We start from the raw sequence: 12593 nt of genomic DNA on the forward strand, positions 1-12593 counted from the left end.
GCTGACCCCGGTCGAGTATGAGACCCTGAACCAGGCCTCACTCGCGGCCTGAAACCACCACAACCCGCGAGTCAATCAGATCCGGGGCAGTCCCCTGCCTCATTGTCGCCGCGGCTTCATCGAGCCGGATTGCCTCCACGTCTCACCGACCGTCGAATTAGACCTCGGACCCGATAATGCAGCACAAAATCAGTTGCCACAGACCTCATATCCGGTGAGGGTCGGTGGCATAGGCGTTGGATGTCGGCTATGGCGGTCGTACCGGTCGCTGTGTGTCGATGGCGTAGCACGTCGCGTGCTGTCAGGTCTGGTTCCGGAGGCCGTGGTCCCGGATTGTCTGCACGCGTCGTGCGGACGGTGGATGGGTGGAGTACAAGCGGTTGCGAAGGGCGCGCAGCCCGGTGCGCTCCGGATGCAACTGTGCCTCCAGCCGTAGTTCCCGGGCGAGTTCGGGGCCATAGCCGAGTTCGGCGGCGGTGCGGTCCGCGGCGAACTCCTCCCGGCGGGATCGGGCCTTGTCGGTGAACGGCTCCAGCGCGAGCAGTGCGGAAAGTGACACCGCGACAAGCGGACCCGTCGTCGGCACGAGCGCGATGGCCAGTCCGGTCAGTATCGCCACGACCAGTACGCAGCGGAGCGCGATCGCGCTGGCGCCCAGCCGGTCGAGCGGTCGACCGAGCCAGCGGGCGAGGCGGCGCAGGTGTAGGACCGGGAGCGCCGAGGCGTGGTCGAGTAGCCGCAGGCGGGCATCGACGTGCAGATGGTGGCCGAGTTCGTGCGCCAATATGGCCTCCAGTCGGCGCGTCGGCAGTCGCGCGATCGAGGCGCTGGTGACGGCGACGATGCGGGCCGGGCCGGCGGTGGCGTTCAGATCGTCCGATTGCTCGACCCACAGCGAGTACGGCCATCCGTCGATCCCCGTGGCGCTGGTGAGACTCGCCCATGCGGCGCCGAGAATCTCCGGTTCAGGTTCGATCGGTTTGCGGAACCCGAATCTCCGGGCCAGCCGCTGCCGGTCGGGATTGAACCATGCCATGTTGAACAGGGCAGCGCCGAGATAGCACCACAGCACGGCGAGCGTGAGCCCCAGCCACAGTCCTGCCCACATGCCGGCCGCCACCACGATCAACACACCCGCCGTGACCGTGGGCAGCGCGAGCAGCACTGTGACGATCCGCCCCATTGCCACCCCCTCGGCGCTCGCGGCCCGCACATCCGACCGTCGAAATCCGCAATGATGGTCGCTGTGAGCAAGATTCGCTCTGCATCCCAGTGAACCCGGTGCGCCAACCGGTCACCAGCCCCGAGAAGCGGGGTACCGGCGGTGGAACGGCCAGGCACTGCGGTGGCGTCGAGGTTCCGCCAGGCCCCGCTGCTCGGCTACTGGTGCATACGATCACCGCTCATCGGCAATACCGGGCATTCGGGCATCAAGGATCTGGTGAGAACGCTCTACCCGGGACGGTCCTGAGACTTCACGCTCGACACCAGATCGAACAACACGTTCGTAAGCTGCTCGTCGAACTCGAACTCAACCCCTGACCAGCCGCCGTGCCAGCAAACTATACGGCCGCGCAACACCTGTCGTGATCTGCTACGGTCCTAACGAAAGCCGCTGAGCTGCATGAACACTTGAGAAGCACCCGAAAGTTCTTGGCGACCCCCAGAGAAGTGACGTTCCTCGTACACCATGCCAGCCGTGGCCATGGCCGACCGATCACCGGCGAAGCACATAGGCCCAGCAGTAGCCTAGTCGTCGGGCTGTCATGTGCGCCAAATGCAGCACGTTCTCCGCCTCCTCCATCAACCGTTCATCATCGCCAGAGTATGTCGACTGACCGACACTCAAGCTTGAAAGACAAACCTCTGAGTGGCGACGGCGCCGCGGCCGACACAGCGGCCGTCCCTGTCGAAGACAAGAATGGTTGGTGCTGCATAGGTCTGGAACGGCAGGTTGTGAATCATAAACTGGTACAAGTGTTCGCGGGTCGGTATGACGAGCGTAGGACGAGAGAGGCGATTGCCGATATTGGCTTCTACACTGCCGACCAGACGGGAAGCCAGCAGCGTGTGCCGTCTGCAGTCGCGATGACTGCGGGCTGCCGCCCAGCCCGCAGTCGCCGGACTGTCGCGCGATCGAGCATTCCCATTGATCCAATAGGAACCGGCGTTGGTGCTGCTGGCGCAGTTGTGCCTGATGCTGCTGCATCACCTGCTGCCTCTGTTCCCGATACACCTGCTGCGCAGACCCCGGATCGACCAGCGGCCAGGGCAATTGCGGGGTCGAAGGGCTGCCACCGAGACCTGCTACCTCAGCGTCCTCGGTGCTGGCCGCAGGGGATTCCTGCTGGCCAGGGGCGTCCTGTTCCCCGTGTACCCACGGCGATCGGCCACGGATCGACAACAGCGGCGCCGAGCACGGCCACGACGCTGAAAGGCAGTTAGACAGGTGGCTGCGTGTCGTTCGTTTCGGCTGCGGCGTTGAACAGGAGTGTCGGTTCGGTGAGGATGTTGCGGCCGTTCTCGGTTTTGTAGATTTCGTCCACGCTGCCGAAGCGGGCGTGGGCGTAGTCGAGGCCCAGGCTGGTCGCTGCGGCGTGGACGGCGGTCTCGTTGGGGCCTTCGATCTCGAGGAATGTCGGCAGATCGGGCCAGGTGTCGATGTCGTAGGTGATCTGGCCGAGTTGCCATTCCTCGCGGTAGTTCTCTTGGTAGCGCACCTCTCGGGCGCCGAGGTGGGTGAGGATTTCGGCCATCGCGGCCAGGTCGCCGACGGTGGTTTCGATCTCGGTGGTGCCGTCGATGGTGGTGGCGTCAGTGACTTGCTTGAGTGTGAGGGTCGAGCGGGATCCCTCGTTCCGCAACCGCAGCCACGCCCCGCGCGCCAGTGTGTCGTTCTCGAATATTTTGCGGGTCAACAAGGTTCGCGGGAATATCTGCTTCGCGCCGAGGGCGGTGAGTGTGGTGCGGATGGCGTCGATGTCGATGGCGAGGAACTTCGCTTCGTATTCATGCTTCATCGAGGGCCGGGTGCCTTTCGTGTCGTCCAGGTGTTGGTGTTTTGCTGCGATGAGTACGCCCATGCGGTGTGTGTGGTCGTGTAGCTGTTCCACGTAGGCGTGTTCTGTGAACGGGTCGGTGTGCAGTGTGAGTAGCACATCCCAGGCGTTGGAGTCGAAGTGCTCGGCGAGTCGGTCCGGGGTGGTGTAGCGCTCGATTCGATGATGTCGTTCGGCCACCGGCATCATGAACTCTGCGCCGAAAAGCCCACCCGGCCGGACAATGTGCTGCATGCGCTCGACGAACTCGGCCGAGGGTATAGAGGATCGCTGGCAGGCGCCTTCTGGTCGGAGAGGCGTTGGGTATGCTCGACGAGTTGATCTCACGCTGGATATTGAGCTGGGAGGGGGCCGCGGTGGGAGACCAGGACGGTGATGGGCTGGCTCGGTTTCGGGCGGAGGTCGCGGCGTTTTATGCGGGGTTCGGGCAGCGGGAGTTGCTGGTGGCTGCCTTCGAGGGTGCGGTGTTCTTCGTGCCGTTGACCGACGATGAGCGGGTGTTCACTGCTGAAGTTGGCGGGGTGCGGTGGGTCTGCGCGTTCACCAGCCAGGATGAGTTGGCCGCGTATTGGGTGCGTCGGGGTGGGGTGGATCCTCGGCGTGAGTATCGGTATCACACGGTGCGGGGGCGGCGGCTGGCCGAGTACGCGGCCGGGCGGAGCGAGCCGACGGGGGTGGTGGTGGATGCGGTGGGTGCGGCGCCGATGGCGTTCCCGCCAAGGGTGGGTGAGGAGGCGCAGATGCCGGTAGGGGTGTTGTAGCCGGTGGCGGATCAGTTGGATGTGGATCCGTCGGTGTTGAAGGACGCGGCTGACGGGATCAACGGCATCATCGGGGAGTTGTCGGATCTGGGTACGGGGGAGACCGGTGCTGTCGGTCGGGGGCTCTCGCTGTTGTCGCTGTCGGGTATGGAAGCTGGGAAAGCGTCTGTGTGCAAGGCGTTTTCGACGTTTCTGGATCGGTGGTCGTGGGGTGTGCGGGCGTTGGTGCAGGGGGCCAACGAGATTGCGGATACGTTGAATTTGGCGGCGGGCCGCTATCACGAGATGGATGAGACGTTCTCGAACATGTTCAAGGAAATGTATGCGGACATGGTCGGGAACCCGCATCTGTCGAACAAGCAGATAGACGCTCGGTCGTGGGGGGATACGTTGTCGGACAACGGGTTCAACGATGTGCGGCATGCGGATTACAGTGTGTCCTCGTTCGAGGGCGCGTTGAACCATATCGGGAAGAATGTGCAGGTCATCAAGGCAGTGGCGCCGACGATCGTCGAGCATCCGATGCGGTGGAATACCGGGGCCTCGCAAGAGGCGGCGCAGATCATGAACGGTGACGGGGGGAACTGATGGGGTGGCTCGATGATGTCGGGGACGCGGTCGAGCATGCGGTGGACACGGTCACCGAAAAGGTCGGCGAACTCGCCGACAAGGGCGCGGAGGCCGCTGCGTCGGTGGCACGGTCGGTGGGCGCGGATGGGGTCGCCAAGGATATCGAGGACCTCGGCGATCAGATCGTGGACGCCACCGGCGGTCAGGTCCGCGAGCGTGAACTCGGGCAGTCCGACGATCCGAAGGAGTTGATCCTCGGGGACACCGGGAAGATTTCCCACGCCGAGGACGAGTTGAAGAAGATGGGGGACTCGATCGAGAAGACCGGCGATGCGTTGAAGAAGATCGATGTCGCCGATTGGGTGGGTGCGACCGCGGATGCGTTTCACGGTGAGTTCGGTAAGCAGCCGAAGTTGTGGTGGCAGGGCTCGGACGCGATGCACGCTGCTGCCGGTGTTTTGGATGCGTGGTATCACGAAGTCGCTGCGGCGCAATCGAAGGCCGCGGATGCGATCGCGAAGTGGAAGCAAGCCGACACCGAGGAGAACAACAAGAAGAACTCCTGGAACAGGCTCTCGGACGCGCAGAAGCGCAAAAACCCGCTGGTCGATACCTGGACCTCGATGCGCCAAGCCGCGCGAGATATCTTGCGGGGAGCCAGATCTCAGCGTGACAACGCGGCTGCGACCGCGGTGTCCGGGTTGGAGGCAGCGACCTCGTCGGCGCCGACCGAGCCGTCGTTCACCGCACGGATGAAGGATGATTTTTCCGATGCCAGTGCCGCGGTGGATCAGGCGAAGCTGAATTTCACCAAGGGCCTTACGACGAGCTTTACCGGGATCGTGCAGTTCGTGCGACAGGTGTCCCCGCTGGACACGTACAACATGACGCACCCGGCGGACTACTTCAAGGGCATGTCGGATCTGGGCACCGCGTTGGTGGTCGCCGACGCCGATCCGGGTGCGACGGTGCATTCGTTCCTGTCCGATGCCCGTAAGAACCCCTCGGAGTTTCTGGGGTCATTGACCGGAAATCTGGTCACCACCATTGGCACCGGCGGTGCGGGGGCAGCCAAACCGGCGTTGTCTGCGGTCAAGGAGGTCAGCGAGGTCTCCGATGCTGCCAAGGCAGCCCGCGTGGCCGAGGATGTCGCCAAAGACGCCCCGCATTCGATCCCGAAAGCCGAGGTCCCGCACCCGGCCGAGGCCCCGCAAGCACCCTCACCGCACGAGCCGGCTCCGACGTCCACCGGCTCCGACGCTGCGCACCCCGGCGACGCGCACGCCAAGTACGAGCCGCAGACTCCGGCCGACCGGGCTGAGGCCGACCACGGCACCCATCACGAGGCCAGCGATTCCGGTCCCGAGCACGACCGCACCGAACACCAGAAAACCTGTTCCGATGACCCGGTCGACATCGCCACGGGCGAATTCCTGCTCCCGGAAACCGATATCGACCTGCCTGGTGTACTCGCGCTGGTGCTGCGGCGTACGCACCGTTCCAACTATCGGCGCGGGCGCTGGTTCGGGCCGTCCTGGTCCGCGACCCTGGACATGCGGCTGGTCGCCGAACATGAAGGTGTCACCTTCCTGGCCGAGGACGGGCTCATGCTCGCCTACCCGCACGCCGAAGTCGGTGTGGCGGTCGAGCCGGTCACCGGCGGGCAACAGTGGACCCTGACTCGCACCGAAACCGGCAGCTACCAGGTCTGGGATCCGCGACGCGAGCTGATCTGGCACTTCGCCCCAGAAGCGGTGCTCGGTGGGATCGAATCCCGCCTCGGTAACTATGCGATTTCGGCGATCACCGACCGCTACCGCAACCGCATCCGATTCGGATACAACGACGACGGTGTACCGGTCGAGGTCACTCACTCCGGCGGCTACCGCGTCTTGATCGAGACCGCCGCCGGGCGGGTGACGGGCCTGTCAGTCATCGATCGCGGCGCAGTGGTGCCTGTCAAGCAATTCGGTTACCACGCAGGGGAATTGACCTCGGTCACCAACGGTGTCGGCGCGGTCATGGGCTACGCCTACGACGACGAGCACCGCATGGTGTCCTGGACCGATTCCAACGGCAACCAGATGGTCAACACTTACGACCACGCCGGGCGGGTGATCTTTCAGCGTGGCACCGAGGGGGTCCTGGACACCGACTTCGATTACTTCGAATTCCCCGACGGCACAGGAAGCCTCACCACCGTCACCGACTCCTACGGAGCGGCCACCCGCCACGGCTTCGACCGGGACCTGCGCCAACGCGATCTGATCGACCCGGTCGGTGGGCACACCCACATCGATTACAACGCCGACCGCCGCCCCTTGCAGGTCACCGCCCCCGATGGCGCGGTTACCCGGTACGAGTACACCGCCACGGGCGACGTGGCTAAAGTGGTTCGCCCTGACGGGAACTCGACCTCTGTTGAATATCTGTTCCGCGATCGCCCCACCACCATCACCAACCCAGACGGCGGTGTTCGGCGGCAGGAGTGGAACAAGCATGGCGATCTCGTCGCAACTATCGACGCTGCTGGAACGCGCACCGAGTACACCTACCACCCGAATGGCGCCGTCGCCGAGGTCACGGAATCTACTGGTGCGCGGACGATTACCGAGGTTGACGCGGCCGGATTGGCCATCCAGGGCATCGATCCGCAGGGGGCGGTCACTCGAATAGAGCGCGACGGTTTCGGCCGGCCGGTCACGGTCACCGATTCGCTCGGTGCGACAACCTGTTACGAGTGGTCGCCTGCGGGTGCCCTGCTGCGGCGCGTCGACCCGGACGGATACAGCGAGGTATGGGGCTACGACGGGGAAGGCAATCTGCTGATCCATACCGACCGGGCTGGAGGTGTCACTCGGTATGAATACGGAGCGTTCGACCTGCTGGCCTCTCGTATCGACCCGGACGGGACGGTCACTCGTTACCGTTGGGACAGCCAGCGCAGACTCGTAGCGGTGACCAATCCGCTCGGCCAGGTATGGACCTACGAGTACGACCCCAGCGGTCGAGTCGTCACCGAAACCGACTACGCCGGTGCCGCAACCCGATACACCTACGACAGGGCAGGCCGCACCGCCACCGTTACTCCGGCCACCGGTATCACCCGCCATCACACCTACGATGTCCTCGGTCATCTGACCGAAATCACTACCGATACAGGCGAATTCATCCGTAATCGCCTTGATACCGTCGGCCGGACGTTGACCGCTGTTTCCGGGACCGACGAAGGCCCCACCCATACCCTCGAATTCAACTACACCCTGACCGGGCAGATTGCCACCCAGCAGGTCGACGACCAGCCCGTGATGCGGCTCGACTACGACCTCCATGGCCGCCGTATCCGCCGCACGACTCCCTCGGGTGCTGCGACCAGATGGCGCTACGATGTTGCTGGCCGCGTCCACGGCCTGGACGTCGACGGTGGCCCTGTGCATTTCCGCTACGACCCGGCCGGGCGACCGATCGGGTGGAGTATCGGCGAGATCGTCGTCGACCGCGCGTTGACCAGCGTCGGTCAGGTCGCTCAGCAGACCGTCACCGCGCACCCGACGAGTTCTCTGAATCTGCCTCTGGGCCCCTCCACCCGTCCCGGTCCGACTCAGCTGCGCCACGATACATTCGTCTTCCGCCCCGACGGCTACGTGACAGGCCACATCACCGCCCGTCCTGGGGTCGATTCCGACCACCGTGAGTATCTGCTCGACCCCATGGGGCGCGTCACCGCTATCACCCGCGGTGACAGTCTCCTTGAGGAGTACGGCTACGACCCGCTCAGCAACATCACTGCTGCCCTCGCCGAACCCGCACCTCCCACCAGCCATGACGTGAAATCATTGGCTGCGCAGCACTTTCCGCACAGCGATCGGCGCGAATACCGCAACAACCTGCTTGTTCGCGACGGCCGTACTCGCTATTACTACGATGCTGCCGGCCGGCTGATTCGCAAGGAAACCGCTCGACTCTCCCACAAACCCGACGTCTGGCACTTCCGATACAACGCCTTCGACCAGCTGATCGATGCCTGGACCCCAGACCGGCAATGGTGGCACTACACCTACGACGCTCTGGGCCGCCGCTGCACCAAACAACACCTTTCCGGCGACGGCACCGTCCTCGAACGCGTCGACTACACCTGGGACGGCACCCATCTCATCGAGCAGACCACCGCACAGGCAATCACGCGCTGGCAATACCAGCCCGACTCCCACACGCCGATCACTCAGACGACAAATCGGCAGGATGGAGGCCGCGAGTCCGTTGCAATCATCGCAGACCTCGTCGGCACGCCAATCGAGCTCATCGATCATGCTCTTGCCGAATCGGTCGGTATCGCCGAGACAACTCTCTGGGGTCGGATGAAATGGCACGGCACTGCCGACACGCCGTTCCGTTTCCCTGGACAGCTATACGATCCCGAAACCGGAGTGAATTACAATCTTCATCGAATATACGATCCAGCTACCGGGCGATATCACACCAGCGACCCGCTCGGGTTGTCGGCAGCTCCGAACCCGGTCGGATATCCCCACAATCCGATTGTCTGGTGTGACCCACTAGGCCTGCTTCCCCAGGGCTGTACGAGTTCGTCGGGACCGCCGCCACAAACGGTCACCGAGCACGAGTACTACGATCCAAAGCCGGTAAAACCGGGGAATGTATTGGACCGGTGGTCGGACTTCCTGGGACCGGGCGAGCACACCAATCTTCATCCGCGAACGGGTGTCCCGGATCCCGGCCGAATCGTCTCCGAAGACGGACTTCGAAGTATCCGATTCGGCGCACACGAGATGGGGAGTAGTCCTACGAAATTTCACTATCACGAGGAAACGTGGAAATTTATTTCCCCGTCAAATACCTGGCACGTCGATAATCGGGTCGTGCGAGTCCCATTCCCGAAAGGAACCTGGTGATGAGAGTTACAGTCGTCGAACCCGCCAAACCGGGAGGGAGAACGACCGTCCGGTCCAAGACCGGAGAATGGCCCGCAATATGGCGCGGTGCCGAGTCGGCCGTCCGCGGACGAGATTACGACGTCGAGATCGAAATCGACGAGATTGAATCCTGGTGCGACGATCCGTCAACGGATGAGAACGTCAGCGGTATACATCTGTCGAATGACGCGGTCGTTGCGTGCGGCAAAATTTCTGTCGTATATGACGACGGGATATTCGTGCTCGATCTGGATCCCGGTTCGCTAATGGTCGACCAAGAGGATATTTCGTCAGCCGCCAAGGTTGGGCAATACATATGCCTTGAGGCTGCCTCTGTCTCACTGTTCCCGTCGGGGATATGAAGAAAAGGCGCTCGAGATGACGATGGTGGCCGACTGCCACCCTGCGATCGAAAGTAGTGGAAGGATAATTGTGGCCGATGTCGACTTCACTATAACTCGGATATGGGATCTGTCGTCCCGTCATGCGCTGCTGGTCACCGGTACCCTGGCGTCGGGAGAAATCAACCAGGGTGCCGTGTTGCGCAATAGCACCACCGGCGGCGCGGTCGGTGTGCGGGGCCTGGAACTACATGCGCACCGTGGACAAGAGCACACGCTCATCGTTGACCGCGATAACAGGGAACACGTACTGATCGGGCACCGCCTGGTAACGGGAACTACTACCGACCCTGTCACCTCGAGGTAGAACAGCCACGAGGTTGCTCACTGCGCGGAGAAGCTGGTCAGATTGTCCGCTCCTCACCAGCCACGACGACTCCGTCCTCGTTGGTGACGGTGATGAACGAGGTGAACCCGTCGGCCTGCAGCCGCTTCAGCTGTGCGCCGATCTTCCCGCTGCGGCGGAGGACCTCGACGATCCTGTTCTGGCTCCGGAGTGCGCGAGCTACTGCAAGGGCGTCGGCGACGGGCACGTCGGCTTCGGCGAGCACCGCGGTGGCGTTCCGGGCGATCTCATCGTTGAGCAGACCGACAATCCGCTCGAACCCGATGGAGAACCCGCAGGCGGGCACGTCCTTGCCGAGGGAACGGCCGATGAGCTTGTCGTATCGGCCACCGCCGGCGACGGAGCTGGACATCTCAGGGTGGGTAATCTCGAAGATCTGACCGGTGTAGTAGCCCATGCCGCGCACGAGTGTCGGGTCGAATTCCCAACGCAGGGGCCGTTGTTCGGCGAGGCGGTCGAGGCTGGCCGTGGTGGCGGCGAGGTCGTTGACCACGGTGTCGGCCAGGCTCGGGACGGCGTTGGTGAGTGCGTCGGCGAGCTTCTCGGCGGGAAGCTCGCGCAGGTTGCTGATCTTGTCCAGAGCGGCGGTGATCGCGTCGGTAGGCAGGCCGATGTCGGTGAGTTCGGTGCGGACGCCGTCCCAGCCGATTTTGTCGAGCTTGTCCAGGGTGATGAAGAACCGATCCCACGACTCTTCGGGCAGGCCGGCGTCGGTCGCCAGGGCGGAGAGGAATCGGCGGTCCGAGAGTCGGACGGTGATGTCGTGCAGGCTGACCGCGGCCAGGGCCGCTGTGGTGGCCTCGATGAGTTCGGCCTCGGCCAGGACACTGGGTTCGCCGATCATGTCGATATCGCACTGGTAAAACTGGCGGTAGCGGCCCTTCTGGGGGCGTTCGGCGCGCCAGACTGGACCGACCTGGAGAGACCGGAACGGGGTGGGCAGGTTGGCGTGGTCCCTGCGCCAACACGACCTCACTAAACCCCTGTACTGGCTGGCGTCGGACTCCGTCGACATCTGCGTGCTCGCCCTGGTCATCCACTACATCGACGACCGGATCACGCTGCTGCGCGAACTGCGCCGGGTCCTGCGACCCGGCGGGCACCTGATCATTTCCACCAGCCACCCCACCTCCGACTGGCTCACCACCGAGGGCAGCTACTTCGATACGGGATGGGTCGAACAGAAGTGGTCCTGCGGTATCACGCACCGCTTCTGGCATCAACCGCTGCAGGCATGGTGCGCGGAGTTCACCGCGGCCGGTTTCACGATCGACGCGATCACCGAACATCAGCCCACCACCGACATGGCCCGCACTCACCCCGTCGAACATGAAACCCTCACCCGCCGACCCGGCTTCATCGCCTACCGGCTCACCACAGGTCGCGGGAAGGACGATGATGCCTGACGTGCCAGAATTCGACATGGCCAACACTCATCGGCGCCCCGTGATTGCCATTGTTTCCGGCCCTCCAGGCTCTGGGAAGTCAACGCTGGCTCACGCGCTTGCCACGGACCTCGGCGTGCCCGCGATCATTCGCGACGAGGTCAAGCAGGGCATGGTCGCGGGCACCGCACCAACCGGCGACGCCGGATTCGAAGACCTCAACATTCCTGTCCTGCACACCTTCTTCGACGTGCTGACCGTGCTGGCCCGCGCAGGCGTCAGGGCGGTCGCCGAGGCCGCGTTCCAGGACAAACTCTGGCGCCCGAACCTGCTACAGCTGGCCAAGTTCGCCGAAATCCGCATCATCCACTGCATCGCGCCGCAACAGGTGCTCCACGACCGCATCACCCACCGTGCCGAGCACGACCCCCACCGGCGCGCACACAACGACGCCGACCTCATCGCCGAGATCGCCACCGGCACCCGCACTGCCGACTCCTTCGTACCGGTGAAGATGGACGTTGCGGAAATGACCGTCGACACCACCAACGGATACCAACCAGGCATGGACGCCATCGCGCGATTCATCACGAACCGCCTTCACGACGCCCAGACCCCGACACCGTGCGACGGGGAGATTCGATGATCGACCTATGGACCGCGGGACCGTTGATTCTGCTGGAACCGGTGGAGATCACCAGCCGATCCGGTCCAGACGCCATGGTGGGCGGTTCATTCAGCGGACCGAGCCTTGAAATGCTCGCCACCGCAGCCCACGTCGACTATCTGGTGGCTTCTCATCCGAGGTAGGGATACCTACCGGAGAGGAAGTCCCCGATCTGCTGGCGCATGCTCGCGTGAATGTCGTGCGTGTCCAGATCATTCGGCATGACGAAGGCGATGCCGTCGGCCTCGTCGTTGATCGTCGGCTCACCCGAGACCGGCCGGCCCAGGTACCAGTTCTCATATCGTTGGCGAATCTCCCCATGGGTGTAGGCCACGATGTGGTTCGGATTGCTATACACCCCAAGGAATCCCGTGACCTCTGCGGTGATTCGGTCTCCCTCCCTGCATTCGCGGACCGCGCATTCGGCGGCGGTCTCACCCAAGTCCATTGCTCCGCCGGGCAATGGTCAT

12 protein-coding genes are annotated in these 12593 nt (G+C 63.6%); 8 read left to right on the top strand and 4 right to left on the bottom strand.

Annotated elements, in window-relative coordinates; genetic code table 11:
- Positions 1-301: 301 nt before the first annotated feature.
- Entirely contained in the window at positions 302-1183 is an 882-nt protein-coding gene (locus ABH933_RS44655; protein WP_429429098.1) for a M48 family metalloprotease, read from the bottom strand.
- 1258 nt (positions 1184-2441) lie between these two features.
- Positions 2442-3293, bottom strand: coding sequence for a class IV adenylate cyclase (locus tag ABH933_RS44660; protein WP_429429100.1), 852 nt, complete (start codon positions 3291-3293; stop codon positions 2442-2444).
- Between the two features lie 71 nt (positions 3294-3364).
- On the opposite strand from ABH933_RS44660, the gene ABH933_RS44665 reads away from it, so the two are divergent.
- The 5 genes from ABH933_RS44665 to ABH933_RS44685 are packed head-to-tail and all read left to right on the top strand — an operon-like array spanning position 3365 to position 10032.
- The gene (locus ABH933_RS44665) at positions 3365-3820 is read left to right on the top strand and encodes an SseB family protein (protein ID WP_429429102.1); all 456 of its coding nucleotides are present in this window, start codon (positions 3365-3367) and stop codon (positions 3818-3820) included.
- A 3-nt stretch (positions 3821-3823) separates the two neighbouring features.
- Complete coding sequence (locus ABH933_RS44670; protein WP_429429104.1) at positions 3824-4408, top strand: WXG100 family type VII secretion target; 585 nt, start codon at positions 3824-3826, stop codon at positions 4406-4408.
- On the top strand, positions 4408-9303 hold the full coding sequence (locus ABH933_RS44675) for a putative T7SS-secreted protein (RefSeq protein WP_429429106.1): 4896 nt from the start codon (positions 4408-4410) through the stop codon (positions 9301-9303). The genes ABH933_RS44670 and ABH933_RS44675 overlap by 1 nt, the downstream gene beginning before the upstream one ends.
- Positions 9303-9686: a hypothetical protein gene (locus tag ABH933_RS44680; RefSeq protein WP_429429108.1), complete on the top strand. Its 384-nt coding sequence runs from the start codon at positions 9303-9305 to the stop codon at positions 9684-9686. Before ABH933_RS44675 ends, ABH933_RS44680 begins: the two co-directional genes overlap by 1 nt.
- A 16-nt stretch (positions 9687-9702) precedes the next feature.
- Positions 9703-10032 carry a hypothetical protein gene (locus ABH933_RS44685; protein WP_429429110.1) on the top strand — a complete coding sequence of 110 codons (330 nt, stop codon included), beginning with the start codon at positions 9703-9705 and terminating at the stop codon, positions 10030-10032.
- A 37-nt stretch (positions 10033-10069) separates the two neighbouring features.
- On the opposite strand, the gene ABH933_RS44690 is transcribed toward ABH933_RS44685, so the two are convergent.
- Positions 10070-11107, bottom strand: coding sequence for an ATP phosphoribosyltransferase regulatory subunit (locus ABH933_RS44690; protein WP_429429112.1), 1038 nt, complete (start codon positions 11105-11107; stop codon positions 10070-10072).
- Between ABH933_RS44690 and ABH933_RS44695 the strand changes: the two genes are divergently transcribed.
- Genes ABH933_RS44695 through ABH933_RS44705 form a run of 3 tightly spaced genes read left to right on the top strand, consistent with a single transcriptional unit; the run spans position 11016 to position 12266 of the window.
- Positions 11016-11477, top strand: a complete 462-nt coding sequence (locus tag ABH933_RS44695) for a methyltransferase domain-containing protein (RefSeq protein ID WP_429429114.1) — start codon at positions 11016-11018, stop codon at positions 11475-11477. The genes ABH933_RS44690 and ABH933_RS44695 overlap by 92 nt on opposite strands.
- 16 nt (positions 11478-11493) lie before the next feature.
- Positions 11494-12102 carry an AAA family ATPase gene (locus tag ABH933_RS44700; protein WP_429429135.1) on the top strand — a complete coding sequence of 203 codons (609 nt, stop codon included), beginning with the start codon at positions 11494-11496 and terminating at the stop codon, positions 12100-12102.
- Positions 12099-12266 (top strand): hypothetical protein, encoded by a 168-nt coding sequence (locus tag ABH933_RS44705; RefSeq protein ID WP_429429115.1) that lies wholly within the window; start codon positions 12099-12101, stop codon positions 12264-12266. Before ABH933_RS44700 ends, ABH933_RS44705 begins: the two co-directional genes overlap by 4 nt.
- Here the strand turns inward: ABH933_RS44705 and ABH933_RS44710 are convergent.
- Positions 12254-12586 carry an NUDIX hydrolase gene (locus ABH933_RS44710; RefSeq protein WP_429429117.1) on the bottom strand — a complete coding sequence of 111 codons (333 nt, stop codon included), beginning with the start codon at positions 12584-12586 and terminating at the stop codon, positions 12254-12256. The genes ABH933_RS44705 and ABH933_RS44710 overlap by 13 nt on opposite strands.
- Positions 12587-12593: the final 7 nt, after the last annotated feature.

The sequence above is a fragment of the Nocardia sp. GP40 genome (genome assembly GCF_050434125.1).
In the GTDB taxonomy this organism is placed as follows: domain Bacteria; phylum Actinomycetota; class Actinomycetes; order Mycobacteriales; family Mycobacteriaceae; genus Nocardia; species Nocardia albiluteola.

Bases quoted from the DNA above. Each gene is read 5' to 3' on its own strand.
- ABH933_RS44665 (WP_429429102.1), top strand. From the start codon at position 3,365: ATGCTCGACGAGTTGATCTCACGCTGGATATTGAGCTGGGAGGGGGCC.
- ABH933_RS44655 (WP_429429098.1), bottom strand. From the start codon at position 1,183: ATGGGGCGGATCGTCACAGTGCTGCTCGCGCTGCCCACGGTCACGGCG.
- ABH933_RS44705 (WP_429429115.1), top strand. From the start codon at position 12,099: ATGATCGACCTATGGACCGCGGGACCGTTGATTCTGCTGGAACCGGTG.
- ABH933_RS44690 (WP_429429112.1), bottom strand. From the start codon at position 11,107: ATGACCAGGGCGAGCACGCAGATGTCGACGGAGTCCGACGCCAGCCAG.
- ABH933_RS44660 (WP_429429100.1), bottom strand. From the start codon at position 3,293: ATGCAGCACATTGTCCGGCCGGGTGGGCTTTTCGGCGCAGAGTTCATG.
- ABH933_RS44680 (WP_429429108.1), top strand. From the start codon at position 9,303: ATGAGAGTTACAGTCGTCGAACCCGCCAAACCGGGAGGGAGAACGACC.
- ABH933_RS44700 (WP_429429135.1), top strand. From the start codon at position 11,494: ATGGCCAACACTCATCGGCGCCCCGTGATTGCCATTGTTTCCGGCCCT.
- ABH933_RS44685 (WP_429429110.1), top strand. From the start codon at position 9,703: ATGACGATGGTGGCCGACTGCCACCCTGCGATCGAAAGTAGTGGAAGG.
- ABH933_RS44675 (WP_429429106.1), top strand. From the start codon at position 4,408: ATGGGGTGGCTCGATGATGTCGGGGACGCGGTCGAGCATGCGGTGGAC.